Raw genomic sequence first — 22,220 nt, forward strand, 5'->3', positions numbered from 1 at the left:
GTCGCGGTGCTCACTTCGCCGCCGCCTCCTTCTCGGTGTGCTGGGCTTCGACGGCGACCTCGGGCTTGGGGTCCGTCTTCTTCACGTCCGACAGCGAGTACTGCACCGCCGGGTTGACGATGTCCGTCAGCACCTTCGGGTAGACGCCCAGTCCGATCAGCAGCACGATCAGCGGGGCGACCACCAGGAGCTCCCGCGCGCGCAGGTCGGGCAGGGTGCGGACCTCCTGCTTCACGGGGCCGGTCATGGTCCGCTGGTAGAGGACCAGAGTGTACAGCGCGGCCAGCACGATGCCGATGGTGGCGATGATGCCGACGGCCGGGTACCGGGCGAAGGTGCCGACCAGGACCAGGAACTCGCTGACGAAGGGGGCCAGCCCCGGCAGGGACAGGGTGGCGAGGCCGCCGATCAGGAAGGTCCCGGCGAGGACCGGGGCCACCTTCTGGACGCCGCCGTAGTCGGCGATGAGCCGCGAGCCGCGCCGGGAGATCAGGAAGCCGGCGACCAGCATCAGCGCCGCCGTCGAGAGGCCGTGGTTGACCATGTACAGCGTCGCGCCCGACTGGCCCTGGGAGGTCATCGCGAAGATGCCCAGGATGATGAAGCCGAAGTGCGAGATGGACGCGTACGCGACCAGCCGCTTGATGTCGCGCTGCCCGACCGCGAGCAGCGCGCCGTAGACGATGCTGATCAGGGCCAGTACGAGGATCACCGGGGTGGCCCACTCGCTGGCCTGCGGGAAGAGCCCGAGGCAGAAGCGGAGCATCGCGAAGGTGCCGACCTTGTCGACGACCGCGGTGATCAGTACGGCGACCGGTGCGGTGGCCTCGCCCATGGCGTTCGGCAGCCAGGTGTGCAGCGGCCACAGCGGGGCCTTCACCGCGAAGGCGAAGAAGAAGCCGAGGAAGAGCAGCCGCTCGGTGTTGGTCGCCATGTCCAGGGTGCCCGCGGCGCGGGCGGCGGTGATCTCCTGGAGCGAGAAGTTCCCGGCGACCACGTACAGCCCGATGACGGCGGCGAGCATGATCAGGCCGCCGACCAGGTTGTAGAGGAGGAACTTGACCGCGGCGTAGGAGCGCTGGGCGGCGGCGTTCTCGTCGGTGCCCGCGTGGGCCCGGTCCCCGAAGCCGCCGATGAGGAAGTACATCGGGATGAGCATGGCTTCGAAGAAGATGTAGAAGAGGAAGACGTCGGTGGCCTCGAAGGAGATCACCACCATCGCCTCGACCATCAGGATCAGGGCGAAGAAGCCCTGGGTGGGGCGCCAGCGGGAAGAGTTCGTCTCCAGGGGGTCGGCGTCGTTCCAGCCGGCCCCGATCACGAACGGGATCAGCAGCGCGGTGAGCGCGATGAGCGCCACCCCGATGCCGTCCACGCCCAGTTCGTAGCGGACGCCGAAGTCGGGGATCCAGGCGTGGGACTCGGTCAGCTGGTAGCGCGCGCCACCGGGTTCGAAGCGGACCGCGACGAGCACGGCCAGGGCCAGGGTGGCCAGGGAGAAGAGCAGCGCGAGCCACTTGGCGGCGGTCCGCTGCTTGGCCGGGACGGCGGCGGTGAGGACCGCGCCGACCGCGGGAACCGCGGCCGTCACCGTCAGAAGCGGGAAGGTCATGTCACACCGCCCTCATCAGCAGGGTCGCGGCGATCAGGATCGCCGTCCCCCCGAACATCGAGACCGCGTAGCTGCGGGCGTAGCCGTTCTGCAGCCTGCGCAGCCGGCCCGAGAGCCCGCCGACCGAGGCGGCCGTCCCGTTGACCACTCCGTCGACCAGGCTGTGGTCGACGTACACGAGCGAGCGGGTCAGGTGCTCCCCGCCGCGCACCAGCACGACGTGGTTGAAGTCGTCCTGGTACAGGTCCCGGCGGGCCGCCCTGGTGGCGAAGGAGCCGCGCGGGGCGGTCACGGGGACGGGCCGGCGGCCGTACATGGCCCAGGCGATGGCGACGCCGACGACGAGGGCCACCATCGTGGCCGCCGTCACCGTGAGGGCGCTGACGGGCGAGTTGCCGTGCGCGTACCCGGTGACGGGCTCCAGCCAGTCCACGAAGCGGTCGCCGATCACGAAGAAGGCGCCGGCGAAGACGGACCCGAAGGCCAGCACGATCATCGGGAAGGTCATGGACTTCGGGGACTCGTGCGGGTGGGGCAGCTCGCCGGCGTGGTGCCCGGCGGCGGGCTCGATGTCCGGCTCCGCGTCCGCGGCGGGGGCGGGGGCGGGCTGCCAGCGCTTCTCGCCGAAGAAGGTCATGATCATGACGCGGGTCATGTAGAAGGCGGTGATGGCCGCGCCCAGCAGGGCGGTGGCGCCGAGGATCCAGCCCTCGGTGCCGCCCTTCGCGAAGGCCGCCTCGATGATCTTGTCCTTGGAGAAGAAGCCCGACAGGCCCGGGAAGCCGATGATGGCGAGGTAGCCGAGGCCGAAGGTGACGAAGGTGATCGGCATGTAGGTGCGCAGGCCGCCGTACTTGCGCATGTCCACCTCGTCGTTCATCCCGTGCATGACGGAACCCGCGCCGAGGAAGAGGCCGGCCTTGAAGAAGCCGTGCGTCACCAGGTGCATGATGGCGAAGGCGTAGCCGATCGGGCCCAGGCCCGCGGCGAGGACCATGTAGCCGATCTGCGACATCGTCGACCCGGCGAGGGCCTTCTTGATGTCGTCCTTCGCGCAACCGACGATCGCACCGAAGAGCAGCGTGACGGCGCCGACGACGGCGACCACCAGCTGGGCGTCGGGCGCCCCGTTGAAGACGGCGCCGGAGCGGACGATCAGGTACACGCCCGCCGTCACCATGGTCGCGGCGTGGATCAGGGCCGAGACCGGGGTCGGGCCCTCCATCGCGTCACCGAGCCAGGACTGCAGCGGCACCTGCGCCGACTTGCCGCAGGCCGCCAGCAGCAGCATCAGGCCGATCGCCGTCAGCATGCCCTCGGAGGCCTTGCCGGTGTTCGCGAAGACCGGCCCGAAGGCGAAGGTCCCGAAGGTGGTGAACATCAGCATGATGGCGATCGAGAGGCCCATGTCGCCGACCCGGTTGACCAGGAAGGCCTTCTTCGCGGCGGTGGCCGCGCTGGGCTTGTGCTGCCAGAACCCGATCAGGAGGTACGAGGCGAGGCCGACGCCCTCCCAGCCGAAGTACAGCAGCAGGTAGTTGTCGGCGAGGACGAGCAGCAGCATCGCCGCGAGGAACAGGTTGAGGTAGCCGAAGAAGCGCCGGCGGCGCTCGTCGTGCTCCATGTACCCGATCGAGTACACGTGGATGAGCGTACCCACCCCGGAGATCAGCAGGACGAAGGTCATCGACAGCTGGTCGAGCCGGAAGGCCATGTCCGCCTGGAAGCCCTCCACCGGCACCCAGGTGTACAGGAACTGGTGAAGCGTCCGGTCGTCGGCGCCGCGACCCAGCATGTCGACGAAGAGGACCACGGCGATGACGAAGGCGACCGCGGCGAACAGGGTCCCCAGCCAGTGGCCGGCCTTGTCCAGGCGCCGGCCGCCGCAGAGCAGCACCGCCGCTCCGAACAGGGGCGCCGCCACCAGCAGCGCAATCAGATTCTCCACTGTGAGGGCCCCTTACAGCTTCATCAGGCTGGCGTCGTCGACCGAGGCCGAGTGGCGGGTACGGAACAGCGACACGATGATCGCGAGGCCCACCACGACCTCCGCGGCGGCGACGACCATCGTGAAGAAGGCGATGACCTGGCCGTCGAGGTTGCCGTGCATCCGGGAGAAGGCCACGAACGCGAGGTTGCAGGCGTTGAGCATGAGCTCGATGCACATGAACAGCACGATCGCGTTCCGCCGGATGAGCACGCCGACCGCGCCGATGGTGAACAGCAGGGCGGCCAGGTACAGGTAGTTGACCGGATTCACTTCGAGGCCTCCTCACGGGAGTCGCGGCCCAGGCGCTCCGCGGAGCGCTGCTCCAGCACCTTGAGGTCGTCCAGGGCCTGGCTGGACACGTCGCGGATCTGGCCGCGGGCGCGCAGCGTCCTGCTGACGGTCAGCTCGGACGGGGAGCCGTCCGGGAGCAGGCCGGCGATGTCCACGGCGTTGTGCCGGGCGTAGACGCCGGGGGCCGGCAGCGGCGGGACCTGAACGCCCTCGCGCACGCGCCGCTCGGAGAGCTCGCGCTGGGTGGCGGCCCGCTCGGTGCGCTCGCGGTGGGTGAGGACCATCGCGCCGACGGCCGCCGTGATCAGCAGGGCGCCGGTGATCTCGAAGGCGAAGATGTAGCGGGTGAAGATCAGCTGGGCCAGACCCTCGACGTGCCCCGCGGAGTTGACCCGGCCGAGGCCGTTGAAGTGGGTCAGCCCGGCGTTGGCGAGGCCGGCGATCAGCAGGATGCCGAAGCCGAGCCCGCACAGGGCGGCCATCCAGCGCTGCCCCTTGATGGTCTCCTTCAGCGAGTCCGCCGCCGTGACGCCGACGAGCATGACCACGAAGAGGAACAGCATCATGATGGCGCCGGTGTAGACGATGACCTGGACCACGCCCAGGAAGTACGCCCCGTTCGCGAGGTAGAAGACCGCCAGGACGATCATCGTCCCCGCCAGGCACAGGGCGCTGTGCACGGCCTTCCTCATCAGGATGGTGCACAGCGCGCCGACGACGGCGACGGTGCCCAGCACCCAGAACTGGACGGCCTCGCCCGTGGACGTCGTGCTGGCGGAGGCCGCGGTGGTCAGGAGGACGCTCATCGGCCGGCCGCCTTCTCGGGAGCGGGTCCGGATGCAGCGGACTCCGGCGGGACCTCGCCCTTGGAGACCGCCACCTGCCGCTCGGTCCCGGGCGCCGCGCCCGTCACCAGACCCCGGTAGTAGTCCTGCTCGTCCATGCCCGGGAAGATCGAGTGCGGGCTGTCGACCATGCCCTCGGTCAGCCCCGCGAGGAGCTGCTCCTTGGTGTAGATCAGCGACTCGCGGCTGGCGTCGGCCAGTTCGAACTCGTTCGTCATGGTCAGCGCCCGGGTCGGGCACGCCTCGATGCAGAGCCCGCACAGGATGCAGCGGGCGTAGTTGATCTGGTAGACCCGCCCGTACCGCTCGCCCGGGGAGTAGCGCTCCTCGTCGGTGTTGTCCGCGCCCTCCACGTAGATCGCGTCGGCGGGACAGGCCCAGGCGCACAGCTCGCAGCCGATGCACTTCTCCAGACCGTCGGGGTGCCGGTTGAGCTGGTGCCGTCCGTGGAACCGCGGGGCGGTGGTCTTCTCCTGCTCCGGGTACTGCTCGGTGAGGCGCTTCTTGAACATGGCCTTGAAGGTCACGCCGAAGCCGGCCACCGGGTTCTGCCACTTCTCGGACTTCTCGTCAGACACGTCTCAACCCTCCTCTCGGTCACTGTCGGTGTGCGTCCCGCCGCTGGCGATCAGCTCCCGCTCTGCGCGGGGCCGCCTGCGCGGCACGGGTGCCAGGTGCTGGCCGGGCTTGGGCGGTACGGGGAACCCGCCCGCCATCGGGTCGAAGGGCTCGGCGGCCGCGGCCTTCCCGGCCCGCTCGGCCGCCGTCTTCTCCCGCTTGTCGCGGAAGTGGTCGGCGACGGAGGTCAGCAGCAGGATCGCCACGACGGCCCCGCCGACGTAGAGCACGATCTCCGAGAAGTCGTAGCGCTCGTTGCGCAGCGCCCGGACGGTGGCGACCAGCATCAGCCAGACGACGGAGACCGGGATCAGCACCTTCCAGCCGAGCTTCATCAGCTGGTCGTAGCGCACGCGCGGCAGCGTGCCGCGCAGCCAGATGAAGAAGAACAGCAGCAGCTGCACCTTGATGACGAACCAGAGCATCGGCCACCAGCCGTGGTTCGCGCCCTCCCAGAAGTGGCTGATCGGGTACGGGGCCCGCCAGCCGCCCAGGAAGAGGGTGACGGAGACCGCCGAGACGGTGACCATGTTGACGTACTCGGCCAGCATGAACAGCGCGAACTTGATGGAGGAGTACTCGGTGTTGAAGCCGCCGACCAGGTCGCCCTCGGACTCCGGCATGTCGAAGGGCGCTCGGTTGGTCTCGCCGACCATCGTGATCACGTAGATGATGAAGGACACCGGCAGTAGCAGGATGTACCAGCGGTCGGCCTGCGCCTCCACGATCGCCGAGGTCGACATCGACCCGGAGTAGAGGAAGACGGAGGCGAAGGCCGCGCCCATCGCGATCTCGTACGAGATCATCTGGGCGCAGGAGCGCAGGCCGCCGAGCAGCGGGTAGGTGGAGCCGGAGGACCAGCCCGCCAGGACGATGCCGTAGATGCCGACGGAGGCCACGGCCAGGACGTACAGCATCGCGATGGGCAGGTCGGTCAGCTGCATCGTGGTGCGCTGGCCGAAGATGGAGACCTCGTCGTCGGCCGGTCCGAAGGGGATCACCGCGATGGCCATGAACGCCGGGATCGCCGCGATGATCGGCGCCAGGACGTAGACCACCTTGTCGGCCCGCTTGACGACCACGTCCTCCTTCAGCATCAGCTTCACGCCGTCGGCGAGCGACTGGAGCATGCCCCAGGGCCCGTGCCGGTTGGGGCCGATGCGCAGCTGCATCCAGGCGACGACCTTGCGCTCCCACACGATGGAGAAGAGCACGGTCACCATCAGGAAGGCGAAGCAGAACACCGCCTTCAGCAGGACGAGCCACCAGACGTCCTTGCCGAACAGGCTCAGGTCCTCGGCGGCGAGGACGTGCGGCTGGTGCGCCGCGATGTGGGCGAGGCCGGTCATGCTCGCACCTCCTTGGCGGGGGCGGCCGGGGCCGGCGCCGGTCCGATGCGGACGAGGGTGCCGGGCAGTGCGCCGGTGCCGGCGGTGACGCCGGCGCCGGTGGAGTTCAGGGGGAGCCACACGACCCGGTCGGGCATCTCGGTGATCCGCAGCGGGAGTTCCACCGAGCCGGCCGGGCCGGTGACGGCGAGGAGGTCGCCGTCCTTGACTCCGGTCTCGGCGGCCGTGGAGGCCGAGAGGCGGGCCGCGGCCTCGTGCCGGGTCCCGGCCAGGGCCTCGTCGCCCTCCTGGAGCCGGCCCAGGTCCAGCAGCAGGCGGTGCCCGGCGAGTACGGCCTCGCCCGCGCCGGGCCGGGGCGCCGGCACCGGGTCGGTGGACCGCTCGGGGGCGAGGTCGCCCTCCCAGGGGCCGAGCCGCTCCAGCTCCCGCCGGACGGCGTGCACGTCGGGCAGCGCGATCGGCCGGTCGGCGGCGTCGGCCAGCATGTGCAGCACGCGGGCGTCGGCCGGGGCGAGCCTGCGGGTCATCTGGTCGGGCTTGAGGGCGGCCTCGAACGGCCGGACCCGGCCCTCCCAGTTGATGAACGTGCCCGCCTTCTCCGCGACGGCGGCGACCGGCAGGACCACGTCCGCGTGGTCGGTGACCTCGCCGGGCCGCAGCTCCAGGGAGACCACGAAGGCCTCCTCCAGCGCGATGCGTGCCCGCCGCGGGTCGGGCAGGTCGCCGACCTCGACGCCCGCGACCAGCAGCGCGGAGAGCTCGCGGGTCGCGGCGGCCTCGACGATCTGCCCGGTGTCGCGGCCGTAGCGGTGCGGCAGCGCGTCCAGCCCCCAGGCGGCGGCGACCTCGTCGCGGGCTCGCGGGTCGGTGGCCGGGCGGCCGCCGGGCAGCAGCGACGGCAGGGCGCCCGCCTCGACCGCGGCCCGCTCCCCGGCCCGGCGCGGGATCCACACCAGCCGGGCCCCGGTCGCGGTGGCCGCCCGTACGGCGGCGGTCAGCGCGCCGGGCACCCCGGCGAGCCGCTCGCCGACGACGAGGACCGCGCCGGGCCGGCGCAGTGCCTCGGCGGCCTCGGCGCCGCCGGCCTCCAGGCCGGTGCGGGCGGCCAGGGCGTCCAGCCACTCGGGTTCGGTGCCGGGGGCGGCGGCCAGCAGGGTGCCGCCGGCCTTGGTGAGCCCCCGGGTGGCGAAGGGCGCCAGCGCGTACGTCTTCTGGCCGCGCTTGCGGTGGGCCTTGCGCAGCCGCAGGAAGACCCCGGGGGCCTCCTCCTCGGCCTCGATGCCGGCCAGCAGGACGGCCGGGGCCGCTTCCAGGGAGGCGTAGGTGACGCCGGTGCCGTCGAGGTCCTTGCCGGTGCCGGCGACGGAGGCGGCCAGGAACTCGGTCTCCTCCGCGCTGTGGACGCGGGCCCGGAAGTCGATGTCGTTGGTGTCGAGCACCACCCGGGCGAACTTGGCGTACGCGTAGGCGTCCTCGACGGTCAGCCGACCGCCGGTCAGGACCCCGGCGCGGCCGCGCGCGGCGGTGAGCCCGGCGGCCGCGGCCTCCAGGGCCTCGGGCCAGCTCGCGGGGGCGAGGACCCCGTCCGCCCCGCGCACGAGCGGGGTGGTCAGCCGGTCCGGGCGCTGCGCGTAACGGAACGCGAAGCGGCCCTTGTCGCAGATCCACTCCTCGTTGACCTCGGGGTCCTCGGCGGCGAGGCGGCGCATCACCTTCCCGCGCCGGTGGTCCGTGCGGGTCGCGCAGCCGCCCGCGCAGTGCTCGCACACGCTCGGGGAGGAGACGAGGTCGAAGGGGCGGGAGCGGAACCGGTAGGCGGCCGAGGTGAGGGCGCCGACGGGGCAGATCTGGATGGTGTTGCCGGAGAAGTACGACTCGAACGGGTCGCCCTCGCCGGTGCCGACCTGCTGGAGCGCGCCGCGCTCGAGCAGCTCGATCATCGGGTCCCCCGCGACCTGGTTGGAGAAGCGGGTGCAGCGCGCGCACAGCACGCACCGCTCACGGTCCAGCAGCACCTGGGTGGAGATCGCGACGGGCTTCTCGTAGGTCCGCTTGTGCCCCTCGAACCGGGACTCCGCGTTCCCGTGCGACATCGCCTGGTTCTGGAGCGGGCACTCGCCGCCCTTGTCGCAGACGGGGCAGTCCAGCGGGTGGTTGATGAGCAGCAGCTCCATCACCCCGCGCTGGGCCTTGTCGGCGGCCTCGGAGGTCAGCTGGGTGCGGACGACCATGCCGTCGGTGCAGGTGATGGTGCAGGAGGCCATCGGCTTGCGCTGGCCCTCGACCTCGACGATGCACTGGCGGCAGGCGCCGGCCGGGTCGAGGAGGGGGTGGTCGCAGAACCGGGGGATCTCGATGCCGAGCTGTTCGGCGGCCCGGATGACCAGGGTTCCCTTGGGTACGGACAGTTCGGCGCCGTCGATGGTCAGGGTGACCGTGTTCTCGGCGTCCGGCGCCGGCTTCGCCGCCTCGCCGCCGCCCGCCGGGGCGTTCGTGCTGACGGTCATGCGTTCACCTCGGAGTTCAGAGAAGGACCGTCAGCCCAGAGGGTCGACTTCCTGGGGTCGAAGGGGCAGCGCTTTCCCGTGATGTGCTGCTCGTACTCCGCTCGGAAGTACTTCAGCGAGGAGAAGATCGGGCTGGCTGCGCCGTCGCCGAGCGCGCAGAAGGACTTGCCGTTGATGTTGTCGGCGATGTCGTTCAGCTTGTCGAGGTCGGACACGACGCCCTTGCCGGCCTCGATGTCGCGCAGCAGCTGGACCAGCCAGTACGTGCCCTCGCGGCAGGGGGTGCACTTGCCGCAGGACTCGTGGGCGTAGAACTCGGTCCAGCGGGTGACGGCGCGGACCACGCAGGTGGTCTCGTCGAAGCACTGGAGCGCCTTGGTGCCGAGCATCGAGCCGGCGGCGCCGACGCCCTCGTAGTCGAGCGGGACGTCGAGGTGCTCGTCGGTGAACATGGGGGTGGAGGAGCCTCCGGGGGTCCAGAACTTCAGCCGGTGCCCGGGGCGCATGCCGCCGCTCATGTCGAGGAGCTGGCGCAACGTGATGCCGAGGGGGGCCTCGTACTGGCCGGGGCCGGCGACGTGCCCGGAGAGGGAGTAGAGGGTGAAGCCGGGGGACTTCTCCGTCCCCATCGCCTTGAACCAGTCCTTGCCCTTGCCCAGGATCGCGGGAACCGAGGCGATGGACTCGACGTTGTTCACGACAGTGGGGCACGCGTAGAGCCCCTCGACCGCGGGGAAGGGGGGACGCAGCCGGGGCTGACCGCGCCGGCCTTCGAGGGAGTCGAGCAGTGCCGTCTCCTCGCCGCAGATGTACGCGCCCGCTCCCGCGTGCACGGTGATGTCGAGGTTGCGCCCGCTGCCGTCGATGTCCTTGCCGAGGTATCCGGCCGCGTACGCCTCGCGCACGGCCTCGTGCAGCCGCCGCAGCACGGGGACCGCCTCGCCGCGCAGGTAGATGAAGGCGTGCTCCGAGCGGATCGCGTAGCAGGCGATGATCATTCCCTCGATGAGGGAGTGGGGGTTGGCGAACAGGAGGGGGATGTCCTTGCAGGTTCCCGGTTCCGACTCGTCCGCGTTGACGACGAGGTAGTGCGGCTTGCCGTCACCCTGCGGGATGAACTGCCACTTCATCCCGGTGGGGAAGCCCGCGCCGCCGCGACCGCGCAGACCGGAGTCCTTGACGTAGGCGATCACCTCGTCCGGGGTCATCGCGAGTGCCTTGCGCAGGCCCTCGTAGCCCTCGTGGCGCCGGTAGGTCTCCAGCGTCCACGACTCGGGCTCGTCCCAGAACGCCGACAGGACGGGGGAGAGCAGCTTCTCCGGACTCGTCCCTCCCCCGGCCTCAGGCTGGGAGGTACCCCCATGACTTTCCTTGGACGACACGGACATCACTCCCCTCCCTCGCCACCGGTCTCGGCCCGCGGGCGCACGATCGGCGCGTGCGGGGATTCGCCGCGGGCGACGCGCAGGCCGATCAGGGACGCGGGGCCCGCTCCGCCGCTCGCCGCGACCGCGCCCTCGCGCGCGTCGGGGAAGCCCGCCAGGATCCGGGCGGTTTCCTTGTACGTGCACAGCGGCGCGCCCCGGGTCGGCTCGACGGGGCGTCCGGCGCGCAGGTCGTCCACGAGCGCCTTGGCGGACTCGGGGGTCTGGTTGTCGAAGAACTCCCAGTTGACCATCACCACCGGGGCGTAGTCGCAGGCCGCGTTGCACTCGATGTGCTCCAGCGTGACCTTGCCGTCGGGGGTGGTCTCGTTGTTGCCGACCCCGAGGTGCTGCTTGAGCTCGTCGAAGATGGCGTCGCCGCCCATCACCGCGCACAGGGTGTTCGTGCAGACGCCGACCTGGTAGTCACCGCTGGGCCCGCGCCGGTACATCGTGTAGAAGGTGGCGACCGCCGTGACCTCGGCGGTGGTCAGCCCGAGGACCTCGGCGCAGAAGCGGATGCCGGTGCGGGAGACGTAGCCCTCCTCGGACTGCGTCAGGTGCAGCAGCGGCAGCAGCGCGGAGCGGCTGTCGGGGTAGCGGGCGATGACCTCCTGTGCGTCCGCTTCCAGCCGGGCGCGCACCTCGGCGGGGAAGTCGGGGGCGGGCAGCTGCGGCATCCCGAGGCTGACGCCCGTATTCACTGCATCGGCCGTCATCGGTCGACGCCTCCCATCACGGGGTCGATGGAGGCGACGGCGACGATCACGTCGGCGACCTGGCCGCCCTCGCACATCGCCGCCATGGCCTGAAGGTTGGTGAAGGACGGGTCGCGGAAGTGGACCCGGTAGGGGCGGGTGCCGCCGTCGGAGACCACGTGGACGCCGAGTTCGCCCTTGGGGGACTCGACGGCCGCGTACGCCTGTCCGGCGGGAACCCGGAAGCCCTCGGTCACCAGCTTGAAGTGGTGGATGAGGGCCTCCATGGAGGTGCCCATGATGTTCTTGATGTGGTCGAGGGAGTTGCCGAGGCCGTCGGGACCCATCGCGAGCTGCGCCGGCCAGGCGATCTTCTTGTCGGCGACCATCACCGGGCCGGGCTCCAGCCGGTCCAGGCACTGCTCGACGATCCGCAGCGACTGGCGCATCTCCTCCAGGCGGATCAGGAACCGGCCGTAGGAGTCGCAGCTCTCGGTGGTGGGGACGTCGAACTCGTAGGTGTCGTAGCCGCAGTAGGGGTCGGTCTTGCGCAGGTCGTGCGGCAGGCCGGCCGAGCGCAGGATCGGGCCTGTGGCGCCGAGGGCCATGCAGCCGGCGAGGTCGAGGTAGCCGACGTCCTGCATGCGGGCCTTGAAGATGGGGTTGCCGGTGGCGAGCTTGTCGTACTCCGGCAGGTTCTTCTTCATCGTCCTGACGAACTCGCGCAGCTGGTCGACCGCGCCCGGGGGCAGGTCCTGGGCGAGGCCGCCGGGGCGGACGAAGGCGTGGTTCATGCGCAGGCCGGTGATCAGCTCGAAGACGTCGAGGATCAGCTCGCGGTCCCGGAACCCGTAGATCATGATCGTGGTCGCACCGAGCTCCATGCCGCCGGTGGCGATGCACACCAGGTGCGAGGAGAGCCGGTTGAGCTCCATCAGCAGGACGCGGATGACGGTGGCGCGGTCCGGGATCTGGTCGGTGATGCCGAGGAGCTTCTCGACGCCGAGGCAGTAGGCCGTCTCGTTGAAGAAGGGCGTCAGGTAGTCCATGCGCGTCACGAAGGTGGTGCCCTGCGTCCAGTTCCGGAATTCGAGGTTCTTCTCGATGCCGGTGTGCAGGTAGCCGATGCCGCAGCGGGCCTCGGTGACCGTCTCGCCGTCGATCTCCAGGATCAGGCGGAGCACCCCGTGGGTGGAGGGGTGCTGCGGGCCCATGTTGACGACGATGCGCTCGTCGTCCGCCTTGGCGGCCGACTGGACGATCTCGTCCCAGTCGCCGCCGGTGACGGTGTAGACGGTGCCCTCGGTGGTCTCGCGGGAGGCAGCGTGGTCGGCGCTGCTGGGGGTGTTCGACATCAGCTGTACGACCTCCGCTGGTCGGGAGCCGGGATCTGGGCGCCCTTGTACTCGATGGGGATGCCGCCGAGCGGGTAGTCCTTGCGCTGCGGGAAGCCCTGCCAGTCGTCCGGCATCATGATCCGCGTGAGCGCCGGGTGGCCGTCGAAGACCAGGCCGAAGAAGTCGTAGGCCTCGCGCTCGTGCCAGTCGTTGGTCGGGTAGACCGTGACGAGCGAGGGGACGTGCGGGTCGCCGTCGGGCACCGACACCTCCAGCCGGACGATCCGGCCGTGGGTGAGCGAGCGCAGGTGGTAGACGGCGTGCAGCTCGCGCCCCTTGTCGTCGGGGAAGTGCACGCCCGAGACGCCGGTGCACAGCTCGAAGCGCAGCGCGGGGTCGTCGCGCAGGGTGGAGGCGACCCGCAGGAGGTGCTCGCGGGCGATGTGGAGGGTCATCTCGCCGCGGTCGACGACGACCTTCTCGATCGCGTTCTCCGGGAGCAGGTCCTGCTCCTCCAGGGCGCCTTCGAGTTCGTCGGCGACCTCGTCGAAGTAGGAACCGTAGGGGCGCGAGCTCGCGCCGGGCAGGGCCACCGTGCGGACGAGGCCGCCGTAGCCGCTGGTGTCGCCGCCGTCCCGGGCGCCGAACATGCCCTTGCGGACGCCGATCACCTCGGGTCCGGGGGCGGCCCCCCGGGGGGCGGGGACGTTGTTGCCGTTGCCGTTCTCCACGGCGGGTTCGTCGCTCACCGCAGGAGCCCCTTCATCTCGATGGTGGGGAGGGCCTTGAGGGCCGCCTCCTCCGCCTCGCGCGCCGCCTCTTCCCGGTTCACGCCGAGCTTGGAGCCCTGGATCTTCTGGTGGAGCTTGAGGATCGCGTCCATGAGCATCTCGGGGCGCGGCGGGCAGCCGGGGAGGTAGATGTCCACCGGGACGATGTGGTCGACGCCCTGGACGATCGCGTAGTTGTTGAACATGCCGCCCGAGGAGGCGCAGACGCCCATGGAGATGACCCACTTGGGAGCGGGCATCTGGTCGTACACCTGCCGCAGCACCGGCGCCATCTTCTGGCTGACCCGGCCGGCGACGATCATCAGGTCGGCCTGGCGCGGGGAGCCGCGGAAGACCTCCATGCCGAAGCGGGCGAGGTCGTAGCGGCCGGCGCCGGTGGTCATCATCTCGATGGCGCAGCACGCGAGGCCGAAGGTGGCGGGGAAGACGGATGCCTTGCGCACCCAGCCCGCGGCCTGTTCGACGGTGGTCAGCAGGAAGCCGCTCGGCAGCTTCTCTTCCAGTCCCATGGAAAATTCAGCCCCTCAGTCCCATTCCAGCCCGCCGCGGCGCCAGACGTATGCGTAGGCGACGAAGACGGTGAGCACGAAGAGCAGCATCTCGACGAGCCCGAAGATCCCCAGGGAGTCGAAGGTGACGGCCCAGGGGTAGAGGAAGACGATCTCGATGTCGAAGACGATGAAGAGCATCGCCGTGAGGTAGTACTTGATGGGGAAGCGGCCGCCGCCCGCGGGCATCGGGGTGGGCTCGATGCCGCACTCGTAGGCCTCGAGCTTCGCCCGGTTGTACCGTTTTGGGCCGATCAGCGTGGCCATGACCACGGAGAAGATCGCAAACCCTGCGCCGATGGCGCCGAGCACGAGGATGGGTGCGTAGGCATTCACGCTCCTCGCTCCTTCCAGTCGTCCTTGACCGTTGGACCGCTGCGCCGGCGTTGGGGGCCCCCAGCGGTGGCCGGGGGGAGCCGCCCCGGGAGACCGCGGCCGCTGGAGCGGGGGCGATCGCATGTGAGGCAGTTCACAAGCCGGACTGGTGCGCATCTTATGCCCGCCGGTCTGTGATCTGCGACACGGGTAACAACACCGAGTTTGTGATCTCCACCACCTGACGAACGATCATGAAGCCCAACGAGTGGAGATCTTCATACGCAAGGCATCCACATGATCACCAAAGGTGACATCCGGCCCTGTCATCGCAGGTGAAGGCGGCCTTGCACTATCAAACAACGGGCGCTAGGAGCAAATTGGCGACGGGATGGCCCGGGTGGTAAGGGAATCCGCCTCCCCCGCCCGGGGGAGCCCGCCGGTACGGAAGTGGACGGCCCTCCCGGCGCCGGGAGGATGTGCACCGGTTCACGAACCCGCACACCCCCGCCGCGCCGCGAAACGCGCGGACACCTCACGGTCGGATCACGGACCGGCCACGGCGCCCTCACGACGACGGGTCACTGTGACCTGCGACACACCCGGGAGGGCCCGCAGAAAGGAGGCTTGGCCATCTGTACGGGGGGATGGTAGGCGTGGATCAATTCGGACTTATTACTGAAACCCCATGATCACAGGCTTGCGAAGGGGTGTCCGATTCGTCCGTTACGGCGTCAATAAGGGTCGCGGCGCGCCCGGTTGCCCGCCGTTTTCGGCAACTGTGGCGCAGACCACGTTTCTTGAAGGTGACCCTGCACCCCTGATAGCGGTTGTCCCATGTCCCACACCGCTCACATACCCAGCCACCGGAAGCCCCGCCGCAGCGCCTCGAAGCTCGCGGTCCGCGCCGGAGTTGCCGGTGGCGTCCTCAGCACCCTGGCCATGGCCGGCACCGCGAGCGCGACCCCGTCCACCGAGCCCGTGGCCGAGACGACGCTGGAGATGCCGGTCCTCAGCCTGGACCTCGGCACCGAGGTCTCCAACGCGGTCAACACGGCCGCCGAGAACACCCGCGTCGCCGCCGTCGAGGCCGCCGTCACCGGCGAGCTGAACGCCCAGGAGGAGAGCGCCCGTACGGGTGCCGCCGCCGAGGCGAAGCAGGCCAAGGAAGACGCCCAGAAGGTCGCCGAGCAGAAGGCCAAGCAGGAGGCCGACCGCAAGGCCGACGCCGAGCGCGCCACCCGCAACGGCGGCCGCTCCTCCCTGACCAGCGCCTCCGCCTCCGACGACGGCAGCGGTGCCGTCGTCAAGGGCGGCTCCAGCAGCGGCCGCTCCTCCGCCACCGGCTCCGCCGCGGCCATCGTCAACTTCGTCTACGCCCAGGTCGGCAAGGCGTACGTCATGGGCGCCACCGGCCCCTCCGCGTACGACTGCTCGGGCCTCGTGCAGGCCGCCTACCGCCAGGCGGGCATCACCCTGGACCGCGTCTCGCAGGACCAGTCCATGGCCGGCACCTCGGTCTCGCTGAGCAACCTCCAGCCGGGCGACATCCTGTACTGGGGTCCCAAGGGCAGCGCCTACCACGTCGCCATCTACGTCGGCGGCGGCAAGTTCGTCGGCGCGCAGAACCCCAGCGCGGGCATCGTCGAGCGCACGATGAGCTACGACATGCCGACGGGCGCGGTCCGCGTCCTCTGACCCACCCGGTCTCCACGAGGTCCGGTACTCCCCTTCCCCCAGCTACCGCTGGGAGGTGCCCCCAGGGGGCGGAGTACCGGGCCTTCGGCATGCCCGGAATCCCGCCCGGCGGAGGGCCCGTGCGGAACCCTCCGGGGCCCTGCGAAGATAGACGGCGTACCCGTGCGCCCGTTGCGTTTCCCTGAGGTGGTGATCCCGTGAGCGGAACCTCGTGCGAGGAGCCAGGCGACACCACCGGCCTGCCCGCCGCCCTCGGCCTGTGCCTCCTGTCGGTCGGCGGCTGGCTGTTGACCATCGCCCGCCCCTGGCGCAAGCCCGGCACCCCCCTGACCCTGGGTCTCGGCTGGACCGTCTCCTGCGCCCTCCTGCTGACCGGCCTCATCCTCATGGCCCGCTGCGTGCGCGCCGTCCACGGTGCCCCGGAGGGCGCCGAGGAGCCCGCGGACGGCTGAGCCGCCCGCGGGGGACCCGGGGGCGGCTCAGGGGCGTCCGGGGCCGGCTCAGGCCTTCGGGGCCACCTTCGAGAGGCCGTTGATGATGCGGTCCATCGCGTCGCCGCCCGTCGGGTCCGTCAGGTTCGCCAGCATCTTCAGCGTGAAGCGCATCAGCACCGGGTGCGTCAGGCCCCGCTGGGCGGCGATCTTCATGACCTTCGGGTTGCCGATCAGCTTCACGAAGGCGCGGCCCAGCGAGTAGTAACCGCCGTAGGTCTCCTTCAGCACCTTCGGGTAGTTGTGCAGCGCCAGCTCCCGCTGCGCCGGGGTGGCGCGGGCGTGGGCCTGCACGACGACGTCCGCCGCGATCCGGCCCGACTCCATCGCGTAGGCGATGCCCTCGCCGTTGAACGGGTTGACGAGGCCGCCCGCGTCACCGACCAGCAGCAGGCCCTTGGTGTAGTGCGGCTGCCGGTTGAAGGCCATCGGCAGGGCCGCCCCGCGGATCGGCTGCGTCATGTTCTCGGGGGTGTAGCCCCAGTCCTCCGGCATGGACGCGCACCAGGCCTTGAGGACCTCGCGCCAGTCCAGCTCCTTGAACGCGGAGGAGGAGTTGAGGATGCCGAGGCCGACGTTGGACGTGCCGTCGCCCATGCCGAAGATCCAGCCGTAGCCGGGCAGCAGCCGGTCCTGCGGGCCGCGCCGGTCCCACAGCTCCAGCCAGGACTCCAGGTAGTCGTCGTCGTGCCGGGGCGAGGTGAAGTACGTGCGCACCGCCACGCCCATCGGCCGGTCCTCGCGCCGGTGCAGGCCCATCGCGAGGGACAGGCGCGAGGAGTTGCCGTCGGCCGCGATGACGAGCGGGGCGTGGAAGGTGGCCGGGGTCTTCTCCTCGCCGAGCTTCGCCTGCACGCCGGTGATGTGCCCGGTGCGCGGGTCGCGGACGGGCTCGCCGACGTTGCAGCGCTCGTACAGGCGGGCCCCGGCCTTCTGCGCCTGACGGGCCAGGATCTCGTCGAAGTCGTCGCGCTTGCGCACGAGTCCGTAGTCCGGGAACGAGGCGAGTTCCGGCCAGTCCAGCTGGAGCCGCTGCCCGCCGCCGATGATGCGCAGCCCCTTGTTGCGCAGCCAGCCGGCCTCTTCGGAGATGTCGATGCCCATCGCCACCAGCTGCTTGGTGGCGCGCGGGGTCAGACCGTCGCCGCAGACCTTCTCGCGCGGGAACGCCGTCTTCTCCAGGAGCAGGACGTCGAGCCCCGCCTTGGCGAGGTAGTAGGCGGTCGTCGAGCCGGCGGGCCCGGCCCCGACGACGATCACGTCCGCGGAGTGTTCGGAGAGGGGCTCGGTGCGCTCGGTCACTGCGGGGTCTCCCGAAGGCTCGATAAGGGGTGCCCAACGGCACAGGACATGACGCAGTCTATGCAGCGAGAGAGATCGCGATCCGAAGGGCTGCCCCGATGACGACCTCCCCCACGACCCTGCCGCCGCTGCCGCCGCTGCCGGCGGTCCGGCTCCGCGTACCGATCGACGAGGACGCGCGGGCCTGGCACCGCGTCTTCGACGACGCGGACGTGATGGAGTTCCTCGGCGGACCCGCGGAGCTGTCCGCGTACGAGGAGATCACCGCCCGGCAGCGGATGCACGACGCCCAGCTGGGGCACTGCCTGTGGACCCTGCTGGACGAGGAGGGCGAGGTCCTCGGCTTCGCGGGGGCGCAGCCGTGGCCGGCGCACAAGGAGTGGGGGCCGGTGGGCCGGATCGAGATCGGGTGGCGGCTGGGGCGGGCCGCGTGGGGCAAGGGGTACGCGTACGCCGCCGCGCTGGCCACGCTGGAGCGGCTGCGGGAGGTCGGGGTCGAGCGGGTCTGCGCGGTGATCGACGCCCGCAACCTGCGTTCGGTGGCGGTGGCGGAGCGGCTCGGCATGACGCTGGCGGAGGAGTTCCCGGCCCCGCCCGACCGCCGCGCCCTGCGCTACGAGCTCGCGCTCGGCCGCCCGTAGCCCTGCCGCCCGGCGGGACCCGGCCCGGCGGGACCCGCCGGCTGGGTCCCGCCGGGCCGGGTCAGAAGACGCTGAGGCCCGTCAGGGTCGTGAAGCGGTCCAGGGCGGCCACGCCCGCGACCGAGTTGCCCTGGGCGTCCAGGCCCGGGCTCCACACCGCGAGGGTGCACCGGCCGGGGACGACCGCGATGATGCCGCCGCCGACCCCGCTCTTGCCCGGCAGCCCCACCCGGTAGGCGAACTCCCCGGCCGCGTCGTAGGTCCCGCAGGTCAGCATCACCGCGTTGACCTGCTTCGCCTCGCTGCGCGTCAGCAGCCGCGAGCCGTCCGCGCGCAGCCCGTGGCGGGCCAGGAAGCTGCCGGCCAGGGCCAGGTCCGCGCAGGTCATCTCGATCGAGCACTGCCAGAAGTAGTGGTCGAGCAGCGCCGGAACGGGGTTGTCGATGTTGCCGTACGAGGCCATGAAGTGCGCGACGGCCGCGTTCCGGTCGCCGTGTTCCTGCTCGGACGCGGCGACCTCCGGGTCGAAGCCGACGTCCGGGTTCCCGCTCTCCTGCCGCAGGAAGTCCAGGAGTTCGCTGCTCGCGTCACCCGTCAGGGTCTGGAGCCGGTCCGTGACGACGAGCGCGCCCGCGTTGATGAAGGGGTTGCGCGGGATGCCGTTCTCGTACTCCAGCTGCACCAGGGAGTTGAACGGGTTGCCGGACGGCTCCCGCCCCACCCGCTCCCACAGGCTGTCCCCGCCCTCGGCGAGGGCGAGGGCCAGCGCGAACACCTTGGTGATCGACTGGGTGGAGAAGGGGACCTGCCAGTCACCGGTGCCGAAGACGTTGCCGTCGAGGTCGGCGACCGCCATCCCGAACCGCCGCGGGTCCACCCCCGCCAGCGCCGGGATGTACTCGGCCGGGGTGCCGCTGCCGATCAGCGGGGCGACGTCCGCCGCGATGCGTTCCAGGAGGTGCTGGTAGTCCACGGGAGCCAACGGACGCTACTGGGCCTTGACGCCGCGGTGCAGGGCCACGATGCCGCCGCTGAGGTTGCGCCAGGCGACCTTGCTCCAGCCGGCCTTCTGCAGCAGTCCGGCCAGCGCCGGCTGGTCCGGCCACTCGCGGATGGACTCGGCGAGGTACACGTACGCGTCGGGGTTCGAGGAGACCGCGCGGGCCACCGGCGGCAGGGCGCGCATCAGGTACTCGGTGTAGACCGTGCGGAACGGCGCCCAGGTCGGCTGCGAGAACTCGCTGATGACGACCTGCCCGCCGGGCTTGGTCACCCGGTACAGCTCGCGCAGCGCGGCGTCCGTGTCCTGGACGTTGCGCAGCCCGAAGGAGATCGTCACGGTGTCGAAGACGTCGTCCTTGAAGGGGAGCCGGGTCGCGTCGCCCGCCGTCAGCGGGAGCCACGGGTTGCGCTTCTTGCCCTCGCGGAGCATGCCCAGGGAGAAGTCACAGGGGACGACGTAGGCGCCGGTCGCGGCGTACGGGAGGGACGAGGTCGCGGTGCCGGCGGCCAGGTCGAGCACCTTGTGGCCCGGGCGGGCGGCGACCGCCTTCGCGGCCTCCTTGCGCCACAGGCGGGCCTGGCCGAGGGAGAGGACGTCGTTGGTGAGGTCGTACTTCTCCGCCACGCCGTCGAACATGGAGGCGACTTCGTGCGGCTGCTTGTCCAGGGAAGCCCTTGTCACTGGCGGTGGCCCCTCGCTGCTCGGTGTCTGCCGGTCGGTCGGCTCGTACGGGGCCATCCTCTCAGGCCCGCCCCCGGAGCGGAGCGGTGCCCTCACCCGGCCGGGGCGGCGGCGCTCCCGCGGCCGCGGCCCCCGCCGCGGAGCCCCCGCCCGGAGCCCCTACCGCCGCCGGTGCAGCAGCCGGCCGCCGATGACCGTCGCCACGCAGGTGGTCGCCCCGCGCTCCAGCAGCTCGGCCTCGTCCGCCACCGCGAACACCGCGAACCGGGCCGCGGCCCCCGCCTCCAGCACCCCGTGGAAGGCCTGCCCGGCGCTCTCCCGCCCGGTGAGCGGGTCCAGCGAAGGCGCGCCCTCGTAGGGGGCGGGCGGGAGGACGGTCAGGCCCGAGCGGACCACCGCCGTACGCACCGCCGGGACCGTGAACCGCCCCGCGACCGCCACCACCCCGCGCGCCAGCAGCTTCTGCGTGCCGCGCCGGGCGCTGTTGCCCCAGCGGGACTCGGTCAGCTTCAGGGCGTCGAGCGCCGCGGCACCGGTGATCGGGGCGGCGCCGAGCTCGGTGACCTCGTACGGGTCGTCCGGGTAGTACGTCCCCTCCAGCAGCACGTCCGCCCCGCGCGCCAGCAGCCCCGGTGTCAGCACCCCGGGCCAGCGCCGCACGCGGGCGTGCGGCGCGGCCGCGCCGAGCTCCCCGTACGGGCCCGCTCGGACGATCCGGTCACCCTCCACCAGAACGGCGCCGGCCTCCAGCGGTGCGGCGCCCGGGCCGGTCACGAGGAGGTCGGCGGTGTGCAGCGTCAGCATCGGGGACCGGTCCGCGTCAGTTCGCGGAGATGAGCTTCAGCTCGGGGTGGGCGGTGCCCCCCTCGATGGCGGTCGAGGAGATGTGCGAGACGACGCGGTCGTCGACGGGGTCGTTCGCCGGGTCCTCGTGGACGACGAGGTGCTCGTACGTCGTCGCCCGCTGCGCCGGGACGCGGCCCGCCTTGCGGATCAGGTCGATGATCTCCTGGCGGTTGGAGCGGTGCTTGGCACCGGCGGAGGAGACGACGTTCTCCTCCAGCATGATCGAACCGAGGTCGTCGGCACCGTAGTGCAGGGCGAGCTGGCCCGCCTCCTTGCCGACGGTCAGCCAGGAGCCCTGGATGTGCGCGACGTTGTCGAGGAAGAGCCGCGCGATGGCGATCATGCGCAGGTACTCGAACACCGTCGCCTGCGTCCGGCCCTTGAGGTGGTTGTTCTCGGGCTGGTACGTGTACGGGATGAACGCGCGGAAGCCGCCCGTGCGGTCCTGCGTGTCGCGGATCATCGCGATGTGCTCGATGCGCTCGGCGTTGGTCTCGCCGGTGCCCATCAGCATGGTGGAGGTGGACTCCACGCCCAGCTTGTGGGCGATCTCCATGATCTCCAGCCAGCGCTCGCCGGACTCCTTCAGCGGGGCGATCGCCTTGCGCGGCCGCTCCGGCAGGAGTTCGGCGCCGGCACCCGCGAAGGAGTCGAGGCCGGCCGCGTGGATCCGCCGGATGGCCTCCTCCGCCGAGACCCCCGAGATACGGGCCATGTGCTCGACCTCGGACGCGCCGAGGGAGTGGATGACCAGCTGCGGGAAGGCCTTCTTGATGGCGGAGAAGTGCTCCTCATAGTACTCCACGCCGAAGTCCGGGTGGTGCCCGCCCTGGAACATCACCTGCGTGCCGCCGAGCTCGACGGTCTCCGCGCAGCGGCGCAGGATGTCGTCGAGGCCGCGGGTCCAGCCCTTCTCGGTGTCCTTCGGGGCCGCGTAGAAGGCGCAGAACTTGCAGGCCGTGACGCACACGTTGGTGTAGTTGATGTTGCGCTCGATGATGTACGTCGCGATGTGCTCCGTACCCGCGTAGCGGCGCCGGCGGACCGCGTCGGCGGCCTGGCCGAGGGCGTGGAGGGGAGCGTGCCGGTAGAGGTCGAGCGCCTCTTCCTTGGTGATCCGGCCCCCCTCGGCGGCGCGGTCGAGGACGGACTGGAGTGCGGCCAGGTCGGTCACCGGTGGGTCACCTTTCGGCGGTGTGTCAAGGGTCCGGACCGATCCAGCCTACGCCAGCG

General features: G+C 71.0%; 21 protein-coding genes. 3 read left to right on the forward strand and 18 right to left on the reverse strand.

What is annotated here, in order from left to right:
- Positions 1-10: 10 nt before the first annotated feature.
- The 13 genes from ACFY15_RS34335 to ACFY15_RS34395 are packed head-to-tail and all read right to left on the reverse strand — an operon-like array spanning position 11 to position 14,346.
- Positions 11-1,612 carry an NADH-quinone oxidoreductase subunit M gene (locus ACFY15_RS34335; RefSeq protein WP_390690973.1) on the reverse strand — a complete coding sequence of 534 codons (1,602 nt, stop codon included), beginning with the start codon at positions 1,610-1,612 and terminating at the stop codon, positions 11-13.
- A 1-nt stretch (position 1,613) separates the two neighbouring features.
- A complete protein-coding gene (nuoL, locus tag ACFY15_RS34340; protein WP_390690972.1) occupies positions 1,614-3,560 on the reverse strand; it encodes an NADH-quinone oxidoreductase subunit L in 1,947 nt (648 codons plus the stop codon).
- A 12-nt stretch (positions 3,561-3,572) separates the two neighbouring features.
- Positions 3,573-3,872 carry an NADH-quinone oxidoreductase subunit NuoK gene (gene nuoK / locus ACFY15_RS34345; RefSeq protein WP_390690971.1) on the reverse strand — a complete coding sequence of 100 codons (300 nt, stop codon included), beginning with the start codon at positions 3,870-3,872 and terminating at the stop codon, positions 3,573-3,575.
- Positions 3,869-4,699 (reverse strand): NADH-quinone oxidoreductase subunit J, encoded by an 831-nt coding sequence (locus tag ACFY15_RS34350; protein WP_390690970.1) that lies wholly within the window; start codon positions 4,697-4,699, stop codon positions 3,869-3,871. Before ACFY15_RS34350 ends, nuoK begins: the two co-directional genes overlap by 4 nt.
- On the reverse strand, positions 4,696-5,316 hold the full coding sequence (gene nuoI, locus ACFY15_RS34355; RefSeq protein WP_390690969.1) for an NADH-quinone oxidoreductase subunit NuoI: 621 nt from the start codon (positions 5,314-5,316) through the stop codon (positions 4,696-4,698). The genes ACFY15_RS34350 and nuoI overlap by 4 nt, the downstream gene beginning before the upstream one ends.
- A 3-nt stretch (positions 5,317-5,319) precedes the next feature.
- Positions 5,320-6,705, reverse strand: a complete 1,386-nt coding sequence (nuoH, locus tag ACFY15_RS34360) for an NADH-quinone oxidoreductase subunit NuoH (RefSeq protein WP_390690968.1) — start codon at positions 6,703-6,705, stop codon at positions 5,320-5,322.
- Complete coding sequence (locus ACFY15_RS34365) at positions 6,702-9,212, reverse strand: NADH-quinone oxidoreductase subunit G (RefSeq protein ID WP_390690967.1); 2,511 nt, start codon at positions 9,210-9,212, stop codon at positions 6,702-6,704. Before ACFY15_RS34365 ends, nuoH begins: the two co-directional genes overlap by 4 nt.
- Entirely contained in the window at positions 9,209-10,600 is a 1,392-nt protein-coding gene (gene nuoF, locus ACFY15_RS34370; RefSeq protein WP_390690966.1) for an NADH-quinone oxidoreductase subunit NuoF, read from the reverse strand. Before nuoF ends, ACFY15_RS34365 begins: the two co-directional genes overlap by 4 nt.
- Positions 10,600-11,355 carry an NADH-quinone oxidoreductase subunit NuoE gene (nuoE, locus tag ACFY15_RS34375; protein ID WP_390826813.1) on the reverse strand — a complete coding sequence of 252 codons (756 nt, stop codon included), beginning with the start codon at positions 11,353-11,355 and terminating at the stop codon, positions 10,600-10,602. Before nuoE ends, nuoF begins: the two co-directional genes overlap by 1 nt.
- Positions 11,352-12,689, reverse strand: a complete 1,338-nt coding sequence (locus ACFY15_RS34380) for an NADH-quinone oxidoreductase subunit D (RefSeq protein WP_390690964.1) — start codon at positions 12,687-12,689, stop codon at positions 11,352-11,354. The genes nuoE and ACFY15_RS34380 overlap by 4 nt, the downstream gene beginning before the upstream one ends.
- The gene (locus ACFY15_RS34385; protein WP_390690963.1) at positions 12,689-13,420 is read right to left on the reverse strand and encodes an NADH-quinone oxidoreductase subunit C; all 732 of its coding nucleotides are present in this window, start codon (positions 13,418-13,420) and stop codon (positions 12,689-12,691) included. Before ACFY15_RS34385 ends, ACFY15_RS34380 begins: the two co-directional genes overlap by 1 nt.
- A complete protein-coding gene (locus ACFY15_RS34390; protein ID WP_045946776.1) occupies positions 13,417-13,971 on the reverse strand; it encodes an NADH-quinone oxidoreductase subunit B family protein in 555 nt (184 codons plus the stop codon). Before ACFY15_RS34390 ends, ACFY15_RS34385 begins: the two co-directional genes overlap by 4 nt.
- Positions 13,972-13,986: 15 nt before the next feature.
- A complete protein-coding gene (locus ACFY15_RS34395; RefSeq protein WP_045946775.1) occupies positions 13,987-14,346 on the reverse strand; it encodes an NADH-quinone oxidoreductase subunit A in 360 nt (119 codons plus the stop codon).
- Between the two features lie 816 nt (positions 14,347-15,162).
- Here ACFY15_RS34395 and ACFY15_RS34400 point away from each other — a divergent pair.
- Positions 15,163-16,023 (forward strand): C40 family peptidase, encoded by an 861-nt coding sequence (locus tag ACFY15_RS34400; protein ID WP_390690962.1) that lies wholly within the window; start codon positions 15,163-15,165, stop codon positions 16,021-16,023.
- A 197-nt stretch (positions 16,024-16,220) separates the two neighbouring features.
- Positions 16,221-16,475, forward strand: coding sequence for a hypothetical protein (locus tag ACFY15_RS34405; RefSeq protein ID WP_390690961.1), 255 nt, complete (start codon positions 16,221-16,223; stop codon positions 16,473-16,475).
- A gap of 48 nt (positions 16,476-16,523) precedes the next feature.
- On the opposite strand, the gene ACFY15_RS34410 is transcribed toward ACFY15_RS34405, so the two are convergent.
- Positions 16,524-17,816, reverse strand: a complete 1,293-nt coding sequence (locus ACFY15_RS34410) for a geranylgeranyl reductase family protein (RefSeq protein ID WP_042814020.1) — start codon at positions 17,814-17,816, stop codon at positions 16,524-16,526.
- Positions 17,817-17,914: 98 nt separating this feature from the next.
- Between ACFY15_RS34410 and ACFY15_RS34415 the strand changes: the two genes are divergently transcribed.
- The gene (locus tag ACFY15_RS34415; RefSeq protein ID WP_390690960.1) at positions 17,915-18,457 is read left to right on the forward strand and encodes a GNAT family N-acetyltransferase; all 543 of its coding nucleotides are present in this window, start codon (positions 17,915-17,917) and stop codon (positions 18,455-18,457) included.
- 61 nt (positions 18,458-18,518) lie between these two features.
- Here the strand turns inward: ACFY15_RS34415 and ACFY15_RS34420 are convergent, their stop codons facing one another.
- From ACFY15_RS34420 to mqnC, 4 genes are all read right to left on the reverse strand, one after another.
- Entirely contained in the window at positions 18,519-19,430 is a 912-nt protein-coding gene (locus tag ACFY15_RS34420) for a glutaminase (protein WP_390690959.1), read from the reverse strand.
- A 15-nt stretch (positions 19,431-19,445) separates the two neighbouring features.
- On the reverse strand, positions 19,446-20,141 hold the full coding sequence (locus tag ACFY15_RS34425) for a demethylmenaquinone methyltransferase (protein WP_390690958.1): 696 nt from the start codon (positions 20,139-20,141) through the stop codon (positions 19,446-19,448).
- Between the two features lie 159 nt (positions 20,142-20,300).
- The gene (locus ACFY15_RS34430; RefSeq protein ID WP_390690957.1) at positions 20,301-20,945 is read right to left on the reverse strand and encodes a hypothetical protein; all 645 of its coding nucleotides are present in this window, start codon (positions 20,943-20,945) and stop codon (positions 20,301-20,303) included.
- 16 nt (positions 20,946-20,961) lie between these two features.
- On the reverse strand, positions 20,962-22,161 hold the full coding sequence (gene mqnC / locus ACFY15_RS34435) for a cyclic dehypoxanthinyl futalosine synthase (RefSeq protein ID WP_390690956.1): 1,200 nt from the start codon (positions 22,159-22,161) through the stop codon (positions 20,962-20,964).
- Positions 22,162-22,220: the final 59 nt, after the last annotated feature.

The sequence above is a fragment of the Streptomyces sp. NPDC001373 genome, from assembly GCF_042895815.1.
Lineage (GTDB): Bacteria > Actinomycetota > Actinomycetes > Streptomycetales > Streptomycetaceae > Streptomyces.